This is a genomic window from Mediterraneibacter sp. 210702-DFI.3.120, from assembly GCF_020561005.1.
Classification (GTDB): domain Bacteria; phylum Bacillota; class Clostridia; order Lachnospirales; family Lachnospiraceae; genus Mediterraneibacter; species Mediterraneibacter faecis.
Genome location: NZ_JAJCNG010000011.1, coordinates 22,001 through 38,856, shown reverse-complemented (window position 1 = coordinate 38,856; position 16,856 = coordinate 22,001). Strand labels below are relative to the sequence as shown.

Annotated in this window: 20 protein-coding genes; 2 read left to right on the top strand and 18 right to left on the bottom strand. The window is 41.7% G+C overall.

The features are described from left to right. Nucleotides 1-37: 37 nt before the first annotated feature. From LI162_RS07475 to LI162_RS07445, 7 genes are read right to left on the bottom strand one after another with little or no spacing between them, the layout of a single operon-like run. On the bottom strand, nt 38-571 hold the full coding sequence (locus LI162_RS07475; RefSeq protein ID WP_055157616.1) for a Holliday junction resolvase RecU: 534 nt from the start codon (nt 569-571) through the stop codon (nt 38-40). A 1-nt stretch (nt 572) separates the two neighbouring features. Further along, a complete protein-coding gene (locus LI162_RS07470; protein ID WP_020436639.1) occupies nt 573-1,601 on the bottom strand; it encodes an RluA family pseudouridine synthase in 1,029 nt (342 codons plus the stop codon). 13 nt (nt 1,602-1,614) lie between these two features. Beyond that, nucleotides 1,615-2,193: a hypothetical protein gene (locus LI162_RS07465; protein ID WP_020436638.1), complete on the bottom strand. Its 579-nt coding sequence runs from the start codon at nt 2,191-2,193 to the stop codon at nt 1,615-1,617. A 19-nt stretch (nt 2,194-2,212) separates the two neighbouring features. Then, nucleotides 2,213-2,971 (bottom strand): SDR family NAD(P)-dependent oxidoreductase, encoded by a 759-nt coding sequence (locus LI162_RS07460; RefSeq protein WP_117539854.1) that lies wholly within the window; start codon nt 2,969-2,971, stop codon nt 2,213-2,215. 45 nt (nt 2,972-3,016) lie between these two features. Beyond that, nucleotides 3,017-4,984, bottom strand: coding sequence for a YgiQ family radical SAM protein (locus tag LI162_RS07455; RefSeq protein WP_227156192.1), 1,968 nt, complete (start codon nt 4,982-4,984; stop codon nt 3,017-3,019). A gap of 13 nt (nt 4,985-4,997) precedes the next feature. Beyond that, the gene (locus LI162_RS07450; RefSeq protein ID WP_117497655.1) at nt 4,998-5,723 is read right to left on the bottom strand and encodes a pseudouridine synthase; all 726 of its coding nucleotides are present in this window, start codon (nt 5,721-5,723) and stop codon (nt 4,998-5,000) included. Further along, complete coding sequence (locus LI162_RS07445) at nt 5,720-7,102, bottom strand: RsmF rRNA methyltransferase first C-terminal domain-containing protein (protein WP_227156190.1); 1,383 nt, start codon at nt 7,100-7,102, stop codon at nt 5,720-5,722. Before LI162_RS07445 ends, LI162_RS07450 begins: the two co-directional genes overlap by 4 nt. 127 nt (nt 7,103-7,229) lie before the next feature. Between LI162_RS07445 and LI162_RS07440 the strand changes: the two genes are divergently transcribed. Next, nucleotides 7,230-8,186, top strand: coding sequence for a transporter (locus LI162_RS07440; RefSeq protein ID WP_227156188.1), 957 nt, complete (start codon nt 7,230-7,232; stop codon nt 8,184-8,186). Nucleotides 8,187-8,199: 13 nt separating this feature from the next. Here the strand turns inward: LI162_RS07440 and LI162_RS07435 are convergent, their stop codons facing one another. The 7 genes from LI162_RS07435 to LI162_RS07405 form a co-directional block, all read right to left on the bottom strand. After that, the gene (locus tag LI162_RS07435; protein WP_015529166.1) at nt 8,200-8,787 is read right to left on the bottom strand and encodes a hypothetical protein; all 588 of its coding nucleotides are present in this window, start codon (nt 8,785-8,787) and stop codon (nt 8,200-8,202) included. A 2-nt stretch (nt 8,788-8,789) separates the two neighbouring features. Continuing rightward, nucleotides 8,790-9,281 carry a pantetheine-phosphate adenylyltransferase gene (coaD, locus tag LI162_RS07430; protein WP_015529165.1) on the bottom strand — a complete coding sequence of 164 codons (492 nt, stop codon included), beginning with the start codon at nt 9,279-9,281 and terminating at the stop codon, nt 8,790-8,792. After that, nucleotides 9,275-9,871 carry a 16S rRNA (guanine(966)-N(2))-methyltransferase RsmD gene (rsmD, locus tag LI162_RS07425; RefSeq protein WP_081016831.1) on the bottom strand — a complete coding sequence of 199 codons (597 nt, stop codon included), beginning with the start codon at nt 9,869-9,871 and terminating at the stop codon, nt 9,275-9,277. Before rsmD ends, coaD begins: the two co-directional genes overlap by 7 nt. A 149-nt stretch (nt 9,872-10,020) precedes the next feature. Then, the gene (locus LI162_RS07420; protein WP_015529164.1) at nt 10,021-10,227 is read right to left on the bottom strand and encodes an alpha/beta-type small acid-soluble spore protein; all 207 of its coding nucleotides are present in this window, start codon (nt 10,225-10,227) and stop codon (nt 10,021-10,023) included. 145 nt (nt 10,228-10,372) lie between these two features. Beyond that, nucleotides 10,373-12,433 (bottom strand): ATP-dependent DNA helicase RecG, encoded by a 2,061-nt coding sequence (gene recG, locus LI162_RS07415; RefSeq protein WP_055172564.1) that lies wholly within the window; start codon nt 12,431-12,433, stop codon nt 10,373-10,375. A 109-nt stretch (nt 12,434-12,542) separates the two neighbouring features. After that, nucleotides 12,543-14,204: a DAK2 domain-containing protein gene (locus LI162_RS07410; protein WP_227156186.1), complete on the bottom strand. Its 1,662-nt coding sequence runs from the start codon at nt 14,202-14,204 to the stop codon at nt 12,543-12,545. A gap of 12 nt (nt 14,205-14,216) precedes the next feature. After that, nucleotides 14,217-14,576, bottom strand: a complete 360-nt coding sequence (locus tag LI162_RS07405; RefSeq protein ID WP_015529162.1) for an Asp23/Gls24 family envelope stress response protein — start codon at nt 14,574-14,576, stop codon at nt 14,217-14,219. A 185-nt stretch (nt 14,577-14,761) separates the two neighbouring features. On the opposite strand from LI162_RS07405, the gene rpmB reads away from it, so the two are divergent. Beyond that, nucleotides 14,762-14,947 (top strand): 50S ribosomal protein L28, encoded by a 186-nt coding sequence (gene rpmB / locus LI162_RS07400; protein ID WP_015529161.1) that lies wholly within the window; start codon nt 14,762-14,764, stop codon nt 14,945-14,947. A 70-nt stretch (nt 14,948-15,017) separates the two neighbouring features. On the opposite strand, the gene LI162_RS07395 is transcribed toward rpmB, so the two are convergent. The 4 genes from LI162_RS07395 to LI162_RS07380 all read right to left on the bottom strand — a co-directional run bounded on the left by LI162_RS07395 (nt 15,018) and on the right by LI162_RS07380 (nt 16,854). After that, nucleotides 15,018-15,155 carry a hypothetical protein gene (locus LI162_RS07395; RefSeq protein WP_020436619.1) on the bottom strand — a complete coding sequence of 46 codons (138 nt, stop codon included), beginning with the start codon at nt 15,153-15,155 and terminating at the stop codon, nt 15,018-15,020. Nucleotides 15,156-15,194: 39 nt separating this feature from the next. Continuing rightward, nucleotides 15,195-15,578 (bottom strand): GerW family sporulation protein, encoded by a 384-nt coding sequence (locus LI162_RS07390; RefSeq protein ID WP_015529160.1) that lies wholly within the window; start codon nt 15,576-15,578, stop codon nt 15,195-15,197. Nucleotides 15,579-15,592: 14 nt separating this feature from the next. Beyond that, nucleotides 15,593-16,402 carry a DUF2953 domain-containing protein gene (locus LI162_RS07385; protein WP_207661847.1) on the bottom strand — a complete coding sequence of 270 codons (810 nt, stop codon included), beginning with the start codon at nt 16,400-16,402 and terminating at the stop codon, nt 15,593-15,595. Between the two features lie 98 nt (nt 16,403-16,500). Beyond that, nucleotides 16,501-16,854, bottom strand: coding sequence for a hypothetical protein (locus LI162_RS07380; protein ID WP_117861247.1), 354 nt, complete (start codon nt 16,852-16,854; stop codon nt 16,501-16,503). Nucleotides 16,855-16,856 lie beyond the last annotated feature (2 nt).

The following is a 16,856-nucleotide window of genomic DNA, read 5'->3' as shown; positions in this document are numbered from 1 at the left end:
AACCTGTTTGTAATTATACGGACTTTGTAGGATTCTGTCAATCCCTCGTTTCCAAATCTTTCTGAATTAAATCCAGATACGGCACAAAATAGCCATTTTTCAGTTGAAAAAACCATTCAGGATCTAATTCTTCCAGCCGGACACTCTTGCGTCCCCCACTCTGCGCGCGGTCCCAAAACTTACGGATCTGTGTATACTGCATATAATAAAGCTCATTTCTTGCTGTATAATAGATCAGAAAAAAGGCAATCCCGCCCTGCCGTTCAAACTTTTCCATAAAGTCCATCTGATGCTCATGTACATTCTGAAGTGGGAAGGTATCTACATTACACTCTTTCGCATCAAAACAGACCGGGATTCCCTGCACTGCTCCGATATAGTCTACCGTACTTGCTTTGTCGAAATACGCAAGTGTGATCTGTCTGTGGTCTTTATCCATACGTACCGGAGTGATCGGTGTCGAGATTTTCTGCATCAGTGCAAGTCCCATCTCACTGTATCTTTCATTCGAATGATTGATAAATTCCTCCAGTGTCGAACCTCTAAGTCCTCTCGAGTTCCATGTTGCCATCTCACATCACTCCCTGCGCTTTACAGATTTGTTCAAATAAGGCCGGGACAGGTGCTTTGATGATCTTTCCTGAAAGCTGTTTGATATCTCCCTCGCAATTCTCCGGGAATTCCAGACGGTAAGCATGCAGAAGCTGGGAACGAAGTCCGTATTCCTTTTTCAAAACATCGTTAAATGACCGGTTCCCGTATTTGTAATCCCCTGCGATCGGATGGCCGATGGATGCCAGATGTGCACGGATCTGGTGTGTCTTACCGGTGATCAGATGCACTTCAAGAAGTGTTGTTTCTCTATTTCGTGCAAGCACCTTGTATTCGGTATCGATCGCTGATGCTTCTTTCCCATCTTTTGTCTGTTCAGCCGGCTTTTTCTGACTCACCGTAACTTTATTTGTCTTTTCATTCTTGACGAGATAACCATGAATCCTCTGATTCTCTTTTACCTGCCCTTTTACCAGGCAAAGATAATATTTCTTAAGTGTACGGTCACGGAACATCTCGCTTAATCCCTGTAATGCCTGCAGTGTTTTTCCTGCTGCCACGATTCCGCTTGTATTTCTGTCTAAACGGTTACAGACAGATGGATGAAATGTATGCAGTTCTTCTTCCGTGATTTTCCCATTTTCCAACAGATAATCAATAAAATACTCCACAAGAGAAGTATCCGTCGGGGATGCCTTCTGGGAGAGCATTCCGACCGGTTTATTGATAAATACAGCAGCCTCATCTTCATATAAGATATCTAACTGTACCTTCTTTCCCGCTGTCTGTTTTCTTGCAGAGGACGCTTTTTTCTTCGAAAACTGTGAATGATCGATAAAGTTCTCAATCGTCTCTTCCGCAAGAAATAACTTAATCACATCCCCCTGTTTCAGCTGTTCATTTCCAACTGCTTTTTTTCCATTCAGGGTAATATTCTTTTTTCTCATCATCTTATAGAAAAAACTTTTTGGCGCTTTATTGAGATACTTTGCAAGGAATTTATCCATGCGCTGTCCTGCCTCATTTTTCTGGATGCTGATCTCTCTCATCGTCTTTTCCTCTTTACATTGATATATTCAGAATAAGATTACGGATTTCCTGTTCTCTTGCTTTCGTATCTTCCTGCTCTACTACAGCAATATTTTCAAGTCCCTCCACGCGGGCCAGAAACGGTGTATACTGATTTAAGATCTTAACAGTAAAACCTGTGTACTGATTCTGCGCAAGGATTGTCTTGATATGCTTTCCAAGTTCATCTGTATTTACTTTCTCATAATGTGTGTATCCGTAAATGTTGTGTCCCGAAATTACGATACAGTCTGTTGGCATGATATGCTCTTTGCTTGTAATTATAAGATCATAACAAACTGTTAAATGTTTTGATTTTCCTGCGATTTCCTTCGCCTGTGACAGTTCAATTGATTGATATGGATAACGTGCGATCACACCTACAAGTGCCTTTGATGCCGGAAGACATCCAAGGATAGCAACAACTGTCAGAAGATTCAGCCTCGTATGTGTCTGCCAGTAACCAAGAGCAAAAATTGCCAGAACGATTGCAAAATAAATAACCGTTCTTAAAATCTCCACTTTTCTTTTATAATTCAAATAACCTGGTTTTCCTTTTTGTATTTTCTTCATTTTTCATCCTATTCTAAATTCATATTTGCTGCATACGCACGAGAAATCCATGCGGCAGCAGTTTTGTTCCAAAGTAAGTTAATTTCATTGGGATTCCATAAACGGAGACTGATTTCCCGGATCTGCAGTCCTTCAACGCCTGATGAACCACTCTGTCTGCCTTCGCCATTGTCAGTTTCTTCAAGATATTCTGCGGTTTCCCGGAAAACTCGAAGAACTCCGTATCAACCGGACCCGGGCAGACTGCTGTAACGACAATTCCTTTTTTTCTCAGTTCTTCTCCCAATGATCTGGAGAAGCTTAAGACATAAGACTTCGTTGCCGCATATACTGAGAAATACGGTTGTGGGCAAAATGCAGATGCGGACGCAAGATTGACGATCCTGCTGCCAGCACGCAGAAATGGCAGACACAGCAATGTCATTCTTGTAAGAGACCGGCAGTTTACATCCACCATATCTGTCTGGATCCGGAATTTTTCAGACAAAATCTCTTCTACACTTCCTGACTTGCCAAATCCTGCTGAATTTACAAGCATTCGTAAATCCGGCTGTTCTTTCTCAAGTGCATCTCTCAATTCCTTATATACCTTTTTCTTCTGAAGGTCACCTGCAAAAATCCGAAGAGGAACTCTACTTTCTTTCGCAAGCGTTTCCAGACGCTCTTTGCGCCTGGCGATCACCCAGATCTCATCCAGATTTTTATAAAAATATCCAAGCTGACGTACAAATTCTCTTCCCATTCCCGAAGATGCTCCGGTTACGATTGCAATTTTCATCCTGCTTCCTTTCTTGAATCCTGTCTGTCAGATACTTAAATGTACCTATTTTCTATTCTTCTTAGAATGAACATTTCTGATGGATTTCTTCTTATTCTTCCCTTCAACTCTTCCTCTGTGTTCAGAATTGTTTTGTCTTTTCTGACCATTCGAACCTTTTGATCCTTTTTTCGGTTCCTTTCTGCCGGCTTTTTTATCATTTCCTGAACCACGCATCTGTCTCGGTCTCACAAGACATTTCGGTCCGAATCCGATCAGATCAGATCTTCCTGATTTATGAAGTGCTTCAATCACCAGATCATACAGCTCCGGATTACGATATTGGATCAACGCTCTCTGCATTGCCTTCTCATGCGGACTCTTCGGAACATAAACCTTCTGCATCGTTCTCGGATCTACCCCGGTATAATACATACAGGTGGAAAGAGTTGATGGTGTCGGATAGAAATCCTGCACCTGCTCCGGCATATAGCCAAGATCACGACAGTACTCTGCAAGTTCTACCGCTTCCTTCAGAGTAGAACCAGGGTGGGAGGACATCAGATACGGAACCAGATACTGTTCTTTCCCGATTTTCTCATTCATCTTATAAAACTGTCTTGTAAACTCTTCATAGACTTTGTGCTCTGGTTTTCCCATCAGAGACAGGACAGGCCCTGCCACATGCTCCGGTGCTACCTTCAACTGTCCACTGACATGATATTCACACAACTCTCTTAAAAACTCCTGCTTCTTATCTGCGAGCAGATAATCAAAGCGGATTCCTGAACGGATAAACACCTTCTTAACTTTTGGAATATCTCTCAACTTTCTCAACAGACTGACATAATCTCTGTGATCTGCGTCCAGATTCTTACACGGGGACGGGAACAGACACTGACGCGTTTTACAAACGCCATGCTCCATCTGCTTTTTGCAGGATGGATGCCGGAAATTTGCTGTCGGACCGCCAACATCATGAATATATCCTTTAAAGTCCTTATCTTTTGTAATTTCTTTTGCTTCTTCAATCAGAGATTCATGACTTCTTACCTGGACAATTCTTCCCTGATGGAACGTCAATGCGCAAAAACTGCATCCTCCAAAACATCCTCTGTTGCTGATCAGACTGAATTTAATCTCCTTGATTGCAGGAACTCCGCCTTTTGCCTCGTAAGACGGATGGTAAGTCCTCTGATAAGGAAGAGAGTAAACATCATCCATCTCCATCTGTGTCAATGGTGCCGCCGGCGGATTCTGTACTACATACAGATGATCAGAATATGGTTCTACAAGACGTTTTCCGTTAAATGCATCCGTATTCAGATACTGTGTGTAAAAGCTGCGGGCATAATTCATCTTGTCCACTTTGAGGTCTTCAAAGGACGGAAGGATTTCCGCATCATAAATACTGTCTAATGTTTTTGCTTTTACAACCGTACCGGCTATATACGTGATATCCTCAACCGGTATCCCGGCATCCAGTGCTTCTGCAAGCTCTATGATCGAATGTTCTCCCATTCCATAAGAAATCACATCTGCACCCGAATCGAGCAGTACAGAACGTTTCAGCTTGTCTGACCAGTAATCATAGTGTGCCATTCTTCGAAGACTTGCTTCGATACCGCCCAAAATGATCGGTGTCTTTTTATAAGTCTGACGAATGAGATTTCCATATACTACGCAGGCATAGTCCGGTCGTTTTCCCATCTCGCCGCCCGGCGTATAGGCGTCTGTCTTTCTTCTCTTTTTGGATACAGAATAATGATTTACCATAGAATCCATATTTCCTGCAGAGACAAGAAATCCAAGTCTTGGTTCTCCGAACACCTGCACGCTCTCCGGCTTACGCCAGTCCGGCTGTGCAATGATCCCAACACGATATCCTCTGGATTCCAGAAGACGTGTAATGATTGCGTGACCAAAAGATGGATGATCGACATAGGCATCTCCTGATACATAGACAAAATCTACCTGATCCCATCCTCTCTCTTTCATCTCTTCTCTGGTAATTGGTAAAAAATTTCCTTTCATGCTTTCTCCCTGTTTAACGTAATAATGAACAGTCACGCAATGCTTCCAGTTCCTGTCCTGTTAATTCCCGATATTCTCCTAATGCAAGCCGCGGATCAAGTACAAGGCTCCCCATCTGCAGACGTTTCAGATAAATAACCTCTTTTCCGACTGCATGGAACATTCGTTTCACCTGATGAAACTTTCCCTCTCTGATCGTCAGTCGGATTTCAGAAATCTCTTCTCTTTTCAGAATTTCCAAATGAGCCGGAAGTGTCGGTTTCTCTTCCCCGATTTCAAGTCCTTCTGCAAATCTTCTCACATCTTCTTCCGTAACTTTTCCATCGATTCTGGCGAAATAGACTTTATCTACATGCTTCTTCGGTGACAAAAGCTGATGTGCAAGTTCGCCATCATTTGTGATCAGCAAAAGTCCCTCTGTGTCTTTATCTAATCTTCCGACAGGAAAGAGATCCTTTCTCTGCTTTTCATCAATCAAATCTAATACAGTACTGTCATTCTTATCTTCCGTTGCAGAAACCACCCCGGCTGGCTTATTTAACATGTAATATTCATATTCTGCATAAGCAACCATCTGTCCCTGGTAAAACACATGATCTTTTTCTGTGTCAATCTTGATTTCCGGACGTTTTACCGTCTCTTCATTCACTCGAACCTGTCCTTTTGTGATTGCTTTCTTCACTTCTGTACGTGTTCCGATTCCCATGTCTGCCAGATATTTATCCAGTCTCAGTTTCATGAGTTCCACCGCCATCCCGGAAGATACTTATTCTTAAGCATCTGATTCACAAGCTTTCCAAAACCAAGCGGATATCCATCCACACAGATCAGATACCATCCCTTGTCTTTCGGCTTCACAAGATCCTCCACATCCAAAGTCTCGCCTTTCAGATATTTCATAACGCGTTCGTCTTCTAATGGAAGATCGATCACCTGATCATATTCTTCCTTTTTCAGATTCATCGCCAGTGCCTGACTCGGCTCAAAACGATTCTTCTTCAGTTCACCCATCAGTAGGCCTGTTCTTAAGAAACGGATTCCACGAAGTGTCGGAAGTCCTTCCGGCATATAATATACTTTCTCTCCACGCAGATCCATGCGAGAGGAATCGAATTTTCGATCAATATGACCAAGAAATTCTTCCAATTCTCCCGGAAGCTTCTTGTTCTTCCCACTCTCCGGAAGTCTCTTTCCTTCTTCCTGTTTTTTACCCTTTTGAAGAAGTGCGAGGAAATGTCCTTCTCCCTTCATACGATGAGGGAAAATACGAACCGTCTTTTCAAGTTCCGGATTCTTGCTTTCTGTCACCTGCGGCATTCCATCTGCAAATCCTTCGTAACCTTCCATCTCACAGATCTTAAATTCCGGGTATTCCTGAAGCAGATATTCAATCGTCTGTTCATTCTCTTCCGGTGAAAATGTACAGGTGGAATAAAGCAGCATTCCACCCGGGCGCAGCATCTGGGCTGCCTGTGTCACAATGCTTCTCTGGATCTTTGAAAAAAACTCCGGTCCGTGTTCTTCCCATGCTTTCACCATCTTTTTCTCTTTACGGAACATGCCTTCCCCGGAACAAGGTGCGTCGATCAAAATCTTATCAAAATACTCTGGGAAATAAGAAACAAGCTTTCCGGGCTCTTCACTTAAGATGAGCACGTTTCCGATTCCAAATAATTCAAGATTCTTCAAAAGTCCCTTCGCTCTGGAACTGCTCAGATCATTCGCAGCCAGTACACCGGTTCCTCCAAGCTTTGCCCCAAGTTCTGTGGCCTTGCCTCCAGGTGCTGCACAGACATCAAGCACACGGTCTCCCGGCTCTACCGGAAGACGATCTGCCGGTGTCATGGCACTTGGCTCCTGCAGATAATAAAGTCCTGCGAAATAATATGGATGTTTCGACGGCTGGATATTATCTCCGTCATAATAGAATCCATTATGGATCCACGGAACCGGCTCTAACGGCCAAGGTGCGATCTTCAAGAAATCTTCCACAGAAATCTTCGCTGTGTTCACGCGCAGACCATAGTGACGCGGTTCATCATAACATGCCGTATATGCTTCATATTCAGAACCAAGAAGATCCTTCATTTTCTCTTCAAATACTTTTGGTAAATTCATATTTATTGTTTGCTCCTTTGCAATATCAAGATCAAAATACTTTACATTTAACTATATCATATTTCCATAGCTCCGGTATAGTTTCTTTTTTCTTTTCATAGAATATTTTTGTAAAAGGAGGTTTCCTATGCTTCTGGCTCTCGTACTGCTTTCACTGTTTTTTACGATGCTGCTCTTTCCTGAAACTGTATTCCGGGGAGCTTGTGATGGCCTGCTTCTCTGGTATCAGATTCTGATACCAACCCTTTTTCCTTATCTTATTGTCACAGGACTTTTGTTGAAAACAGACGGTGCTGCTATTGTCTCCCGTCTGCTTTTCCGTCCTTTCCATCTGCTCTTTGGAACTTCTTTCTATGGAAGTTTCGCTGTTCTGTCCGGGTTTTTATGCGGTTATCCAATGGGCGCAAAAATCATTGCCGACCTTCTTCTTCAAGGAAAAATTTCTCTTGAAGAAGCTTCTTACCTGCTGTCCTTCTGTAATAATGCAAGTCCATCTTTCGTTATTACTTTTCTTGTTTTAAATACAATTCATCAGAAAGCTTTCTGCATTCCCGCTTTACTGCTTCTTTTCGGAACTATGATCCTCTTAAGCTTTCTTCAACGGATTCTAAGACATTTCATCAAAAATAAAGATTGGATTTTCCCGGAAATGTCCGAAGTTTTCACACAGGAGAATTCCATTTTTTCAAAACCACTGACGCACAAAATGAATTTTTCTGTCTTAGAATCCTGTATCCTGAACAGTTCAGAAACGCTTGTAAAAGTCGGAGGTTACCTGATGATCTTTTCTGTACTTCTTGCATTATTGGAACTTCTGCCGATTCGTTTACCTGCTTTTCTTCTCCTGAAATCTTCTCTTGAGATGACAAACGGAATTCTTCTCCTGTCTCAAAGTCTTTCCCAACCCCAGGTTCTTTATCCGTTGCTTCTCGCACTCACCACTTTTGGTGGATGGTGTTCCGTTGCCCAGACACAATCCATGATTGCCGGTACAGGACTTAAACTTTCTTCTTATATAATACAAAAACTGACCGCCGCACTGGCAGTCAGTCTTTTGACATTTCTCTATCTGAAATTTTTATAATACAATGTAATGACTACCTCAGGTCTCCCTGTCCATTCTCATCATAATATCCGTCATCGGATGGAACTTCAAGTTCTGAACGGTTAGAGCGGACTGTATCGTAGCACTCCTGTAAAGAATTGATCAATCCGTCATACTTTGTTGTATAACTGTCCAAAGTATGTCCGATAATGCTTTCTGCATTCGCAAGAAGATCATCTGTATACTGGATCGCACCGACACGGATTGTATTTGCATCCATTGTTGCGTTATCAAGAATCTCCTGTGCCTGTGCTGTTGCCTGAGTTACGATCTCATTCGCCTGAGCGTATGCCTGCTGCATGATCTCATGCTCACTGACAAGCTCTGTTGTCTGAACCTGTGCTTCCTCGATCATTGCATCTGCTTTTGCCTTCGCATCTGCAAGAATCGCATCTCTGTTCGCAATAATCTTCTGATAACGTTTGATCTCATCCGGTGTCTTCATACGAAGTTCGCGAAGCAACTCATCCAGATGTTCCTTATTTACAATAATCTTTGTTGTAGACAACGGCTGAAACTTACAATCTCTGTCTATATATTCTTCAATTTCTTCAATGATCTGTTCAATACGGCTGCTCATTGTTACACTCTCCTTTTTTCTTTCATCTTTTCTCTGAGTGCGATCTCGACGGCTTCCGGCACAAACTGTGATACGTCTCCCCCAAAAGCGGCAATCTCCCGCACTGTAGTCGAACTTAAGTAAGAATATTCTATACTTGTTGTCAGAAACATGGTTTCTATATCAGGCTTCATCCTCTGATTCGTCTGCGACATCTGCAGCTCATATTCAAAATCGGTAATCGCACGTAATCCCCTGATAACCACATCTGCACCTATCTGTTCCGCAAAGTCTACCAGCAATCCATCAAATGGTATAATCTCAACATTCGGCAGATCTTTCGTCACTTCCTTTAACATTTTAACACGTTCTTCTACAGAAAACAACGGCATTTTTGCTTTATTATTCAGTACTCCGACAATTAATTTGTCTACGATTTTACAAGATCTGCAAATGATATCATAATGTCCACGGGTAACGGGGTCAAAACTTCCCGGATAAATTGCTTTTAACATACTTCTTCCTTTCCGGCTTTCTCAATAAATACATGCTTGTTTGTCTTATATCTCTTCTCTTTGATCAAAGAATATCCCAATTCTGGAAGATATCCAAAATCTGTATCTAACGAAGCTTCTACGATGATCACCGTATCTTCATAGATCAGATCCGATCCTGCAAGGTATTCCAAAACTCTTTTCTCAAATCCCATATTATACGGTGGATCCATGAATACAAAGTCAAAAACCTTTTCACCTTCCAACTGATATAATGCGTTCATCACATCCTTTGTCAGTGTAAGTCCCTTCTTCTCCAGACGTGTGAATTTCAAATTCTCCTTGACACATTCCATCGCCTTAGGATTTTTCTCTACAAATACTGCTTCTTTTGCTCCCCTGCTGAGAGCCTCTATTCCGATTCCGCCACTTCCTGCAAACAAATCAAGGAAAATACAGTCATACATCTGCGGACTTATCATATTAAACAAAGTCTCTTTGATCCGGTCCGTTGTCGGTCTTGTCTCTATCCCCTCAAGAGTCTTCAGTTTTAGGCTTCTTGCGCTTCCTGCAATTACTCTCAAATATCGACACCTCCTGTCATTAACTATGGTGAATTTTAGCAGAAAAAAGCACCCGGGTCAATGCCGAGTGCTTTTCTCTTTTTCATTTCTTGTGTTCTTTTTACTGTACATGACAGTTTTTGAACCGCTTTTCTGTCTGATGCAGACCGCTTCTGCAGACGATTTTTCTTCGCCTGTTACTTTTCTGCCATCTGCTTCTCCTGCTGTTCAATCATCTTTTTAACCATATAACCGCCGACAGAACCATTCTGTTTTGATGTGAGGTCTCCATTGTAGCCGTCTGTTAACGGAACTCCCAACTCGGATGCTACTTCGTACTTGAACTTGTTCATAGCTCCTTTCGCCTCAGGTACTGCTGTTTTGTTAGATGAACGACTTGCCATGATCTTTTTCCTCCTTTTGCATTTTGTAACTTTACTATTTAGCTTTGTTACGCTGTTAGTATGTGGAGGAAAATTAATTTTAAACTGGTAACTTCTGGCAATCACTGATGCAGCCGGATTGCTCCATTGCTGTAATCCGCAAACATCACAATGTTGTTTCCAGCATGATCTCATCCAGTTTTATCCGTAAATGTTCTTTCAATTTGCGATGCTCAGGGAATTCCAGTTCCGGATCGTCCAGAAGAAGTCTGTCTGCCTCTTCACTTGCGTTTTGAAGCAGCTTTGCATCTTGAAATACATCGGCAACTTTAAAATCAAGCACGCCACTCTGCCGGATTCCAAAAAGATCACCCGGGCCACGCAGTCGGAGATCTTCACTTGCAATAAAGAAACCGTCATTTGAATGATTCAGGATATCTAACCGTTCCTTCGTTTCTTTTGATTTCGATGCTGTCATGAAAATGCAATAGGACTGATACTTTCCACGACCAACCCTTCCTCTCAACTGATGAAGCTGCGCCAGCCCGAAACGTTCTGCATTTTCGATCATGATTACTGTCGCATTCGGCACATCAATTCCCACTTCAACAACTGTTGTTGAAACAAGCACCTGGATTTCATTTTTTCCAAATGCATTCATCACTTCATCTTTCTCTTTTTCCTTCATCTTTCCATGCAGAAAGCTGACATTGATTGAATCTCCCAACGTTTCTGAAAGCATCTCGCAATAATCGATAACATTTTCCGCTTCCATTGCTTCACTTTCTTCAACCATCGGACAGATCACATAGCACTGACGTCCTTGTGCTACCTGTTTTCTTATGAATTCATAGGCCTTCGGACGGTATCCTGTATCCACAACACAGTTTTTGATCGGAAGACGGTTCTTCGGGAGCTCATCGATCACGGAAATATCCAGATCACCATAAAGAATAATTCCAAGTGTTCTCGGGATCGGTGTCGCACTCATTACGAGAATGTGTGGCAGGTTTCCTTTACCTGCAAGCATTTCTCTTTGTTTTACTCCAAAACGATGCTGTTCATCCGTCACCACAAGTGCCAGATTATGATAGATTGCTTTCTCCTGGATCAATGCGTGTGTTCCTATAATAATTGATGATTCCCCACTCTCAATCCGGGCATAAGCTTCTCTCTTTTCTTTTGCTTTCATAGATCCGGTCAAAAGTTCTGCCCGCAGTGGGATCTGATACTGTTCCAACATGTCTTTGATATTTTCAAAATGCTGTCTTGCAAGTACCTCTGTCGGTGCCATTAACGCTCCCTGATAGCCGTTCAATCCTGCAAACAGTAATCCAAGAACTGCTACGATTGTTTTACCTGATCCAACATCTCCCTGAACAAGTCTGGACATAACATATTGACTTTTCATGTCTTTCTGCATATCATCCCATACCCGCAGCTGCGCAGCCGTCAGTTCATACGGCAGTTGTCTCAGGAATTCGCTGATTTGAGGCTGATCTTCAAAATGGAATCCGTTCTTCATCCTGTCCTGTGTATTTTTAATTTGGCGCAGAGAAAGAATAAAAACAAGAAATTCTTCAAAAACGAATCGTTGTCTTGCCGCAAGAAATGCTTCTTTATTCTCCGGGAAATGCATCTCCCGCACAGATTGTTCATAAGGCCGGAAATGATATTTCTTCGTAAATTCATCCGGAAGAAAGTCATCCTGTTCCCGCACCTGTTCTAATGCCTGACGTAGTGCTTTGATTACTGCATTGTTTGTCAGACCTGCTGTCAATCCATAAACAGGCTGCATGGTGTTGATCTTTTCCTGATAACGGACTGCCGGATCGTAAATTTCCGGATGTTCCATCACAAGGGAATCTCTTTTCTTCACAACCCTGCCGCGGAGAACAACTGCTCCTTTTCGCCCAAGTGTATTTCTCAAAAACGGCATTCGAAACCAGATTACCTTTATTGTTCCTGTCAGATCCTTTAAATATGCAGTCGTGATCTGTCTTCCTTTTCCTGGTGAAACCTGCACACGCCCAAAAACACTGCCGCAGATCGTGCAGACTTTTCCTTCCTCCACTTCACTGATTGGAACCGGTTCTCCAAAAATCTCATACCCTCTCGGATAATAATGAATCAGGTCATCCACTGTGTAAACTCCGATTTTTTCGAAGAGTTTCTCCGTTTTTTCGCCTACACCTTTGATTGTTCCAACTCCTGCTTTTTTACTCATTTATGTCTGTCTCCTAAACAAAATAACCGGAACACTTTTCCCAAATGTCCCGGTCTGTTCCTGATTTTAATACAGTACTGCTGTTCTGTCTCTTTACTGACAGTTCTCCTTATTCAACAGAAAGTACATAATAGTAGATTGGCTGTCCACCGAAATGTACATCAACATCTACATCCGGATATAAATCTTCAATCTCCTGTGCAAAGTTCTCTGCACTCTCTTCCTGTACATCCTGACCATAATACAGGCTGATCAGCTCTGTGTCTTCATCCACCAGCTGTGCAAGCATCTCTTTTGTTGTCTCTTCCACAGACTGTCCGACAGCAAGAATTCCACTGTCTCCGATTCCCATGATATCTCCCTCATGGATCTCTTTGTCATCAATGTGTGTATCACGGACTGCATAAGTAACCTGTCCTGTCTTCACATTTCCAATTCCTTCGATCATTGCTTCCAGATTCGTCTGTGCGTCTGCATCCGGCATATAGTTAATGATCGCAGTAATTCCCTGCGGAACTGTCTTGGAAGGCACAACAATAATATCCTTATCCTCTGTCAGCGTCTGCGCCTGATTGGCAGCAAGAATAATGTTCTTGTTGTTCGGAAGGATAAAAATATGTTCTGCGTTCACCTGATCGATCGCATTGAGCATGTCTTCTGTACTTGGATTCATTGTCTGACCGCCTTCAATAATGTAGTCAGCACCAAGCTCACGGAAAATCTCATTCATTCCTTCTCCGATAGAAACTGCAATAAATCCGACTTCTTTGCGCGGCTCCGCCTTTTTCGCTTCAGCCTGCTGTGCAGCCAGCTTCTCCGCATCTTTGATCAATCTCTCCTGATGCTCTTCTCTCATATTATCAATCTTCATACGTGAGAGCTGTCCGTATGTCAGAGCTTTCTGGATTGCAAGTCCCGGATCATTCGTGTGCACGTGAATCTTAACAATATCATCATCCGCTACGCATACGATGGAATCTCCGATAGACTCCAGATATGCTTTGAACTCTGTCTCATCTTTCGCTGTGAATTCTTTTTCCAGCATGATGATAAACTCTGTACAATATCCGAATTTAATCTCTGTTTCCGCCTGTTCAGAAGGCTTCACCATCTTTGTGCCGGCACTTGCCTCGATTGCAGAATAATCAATCTCTTTTCCCTGGAATGCATCGTATGCACCACGCATCACTTCCAGAAGTCCCTGTCCACCGGAATCTACTACGCCCGCCTCTTTTAATACCGGAAGCATCTCCGGTGTCTTTTCAAGAACTTCCTGCGCATAGTTGATCACTTCTAAAATAAATGTATCCAGATCTTCTGTTGTCTCTGCAAGCTCTGCCGCTTTCTGGGATGCTCCCTTTGCTACAGTAAGAATTGTTCCTTCCTTCGGCTTCATAACAGCCTTATAAGCAGTTGCAGTTGCACGTTCACATGCCTTCGCAAGTGTAATTGTGTCAATCTCTTTATGTTCCCTGATCTCCTTTGTAAAGCCACGAAGAAGCTGGGACAAGATAACTCCGGAGTTACCTCTTGCTCCACGAAGAGAGCCTGAAGAAATTGCTTTTGCAATCGCCACCATATCAGGATTCTCCAGCGCCTTTACTTCTTTTGCCGCTGACAGGATCGTCAGTGTCATATTTGTTCCTGTATCACCATCCGGCACCGGAAATACGTTCAATTCATTAATGAACTCCTTCTTTGCCTCAAGATTCGCTGCTCCCGCAAGAAACATCTTCTGAAGCAATTCGGTGTTTATCGTTTTAACAGCCACAATTGTTCCTCCTTAATCTATCACTCTGACACCTTCAACGAAGATGTTGATCTTATCTACTTTCATACCAGTAAATTCTTCTACCTTATATTTTACATTATTCATAAGGTTGTCAGAAACTGAAAGAATATTCACTCCATAGGAAACGATCACATGAAAATCAAGCGTAATTACATTATCTTCTGTGATCTCAACATGAATTCCCCTTGTCAGGCTTTCTCTTTTCAAAAGATGCACAAGGCCATCTTTCATATTAACTGCTGCCATTCCTACTATGCCAAAGCACTCAATTGCCATTGAGCCTGCATATTTTGCAATGACTTCAGGATTGATTGTAATGATTCCAAGATCTGTACTCATACTTCCCTTCATCATATATTCCCTCCAATTCTATAGGTTCTTTCCATATATAACATGACTATTATACTATTACTTTTTGTTTTTTACAATACAGTTTTGATTTTTTTAAAATAACACTTGCATTACTCGAAAGTTTCTGATAGAATATCATTGTTATGAGTCTAAAAGACCAGTTTAGATTGTTAGGAGGTGCAGTCATGGCTAAATGTGCTATTTGTGAAAAGGGTGCTCATTTTGGAAACAATGTAAGCCACTCTCATAGAAGATCACCAAAAATGTGGAAATCAAATGTGAAGTCTGTAAGAGTTAAGACAGAGGGCGGTTCTCAGAAAATGTACGTTTGTACTTCTTGCCTGAGATCAGGACTCGTTGAGCGTGCTTAATTCTCGTTTGATGATTCAATATGACACGGTATAAAGAACTTTATCTGTTTCTTCGGATAAAGTTCTTTTTTTATCTGCAGAACAAACAATATGCCAGTACAATACCGGTAATTGCGATCACAGTTCCCCATAAGACATCAGAAAGCAGCATCATGACGATCATTCCTGCTGCAAACCAAAACAATGCAAATCCAAAAACTTTCTTCACAATACTGCTCCCAATATTTTCTATATTCTAGTAACTATTTTATTCTGCATCCAGAATATCTGCTACATCTTCTTCTGTTAATTTTTCATCTTTTGATGTAAAACGGTCTACCACATCAGGTACCATATCCAAAAGTTTTGTAATTGTATCCTGATTCTTGATATTCACAAGTTTCGTCTTTCCATCCTGAATAACGATCACAGCACTCGGTGTGATCTTTCCACCGATTCCACCGCCTGCTCTGTCTTTCTTTTCAGCGTTAAAAGAACCTGCTCCAATACCAAAAGAAACATCTACCAATGGAAGAATGATTGTTCCATTGATATGGATCGCATCTCCGACAACTGTCTTTGATGAAACAACGCTGTCCATTCCCTGAAAGAGTGATTCTACTGTTTCTTTAAATTTGTTTCCGTCTGCCATAATCCTGACTCCTCTCATTTTATATATTTTCTAATGTGTTTGTAGGTAATCTTCACATCTTTATTCCAGAATAGCTTCCATGCAGGAACAGCAAAGTAAATAACCCGGATCTTCCCTTCTGCAGATGCATTCCCCTCCAGCTTTCGTTCTTCAAAATCCGGCTGAATCTGAACATACTCACCAATCAGTCCGTAAATACTCCCCAGAAAAGCTAACATATATCCTGTCCAGGAAGGATCACTGAATCCAAATGTAACATTCGTCTGAAGCTTTTTAGGCTTCAGAACATGTAACAGATGGCATAGTTCTTTCTTCACTGCCTCGAATGCCCGTTGATGTTTCTCATAAGTTAAAAAAGCGGTCAGAAATTCTTTTTTCTCTCCTGCTTTTTTTATAGTACCACAGAGTTTCTGAAATGTATATTTGATTTTTTCCAATTTAGATTCCGTCTGTACGTTTTCGGGCCTGCGCTCCTCTCGAACTTTCGTCTTTTCTGTCTCTGACTCTCTTTTTATCTCTGGCTCTTTTTCTGATGCTTTCTCAATTTTCACATCTTTTTCCGGTGGATTATTCTTTACTTCCGTCTTCTTACCTTCCAAAGGTTCTTTTTCCAACGGCTCAGGAACCGCCGGCTTCTCTGACGTTTCCTTTTGTTCCTCTTTTGAACTGTCAAATTTCTTCCAGGCAAGACGAAGCTTCCATTTTAATTCTCCATGTTCATAAGACGCTGATCCGGAAATCAGATGAAACAGCCAACTGACCTTTCCATATGCCACAAGGGTATCAAGTGTATTCTTCCCTTTTGCAGAAAATCTGTATCTCACCGGATAAAACAAGATTGTTAAAATCAGTAAGAGTAAAATTACGAGCAAAAAAAGAAGAATCCATCCAATTATTTTCAGTATAAGAAACAGGATATGTATCATACGCTTCGAATCTCCTTTTTCTCAAACTCTTCCTGACGATCCAAAAGGAACTTTCTCAAGTTTACCTCTCCCGTCTTCTCATATGCTTCTTCCGCAATCCTTTCGATCAGACTCAATGCGCCATCATACCCATTCGCAATTCCAACAATAAATAAAGATGCATTGTCAAATATATGTTGTTTTAAAAGAAGAGACGAATAATATTCTAAATGGTTCTGCTTTCCCTGTGAAAGCATAATTACATAGACTGAAGGCTGCAGTTTATTTTTCTGCAATTTTTTTATTAATTTCAGTTTTTTCTTTTCCCAGCCTTCGCTGACATATAAATCACAGAAAAATTTTGTCTGCATCT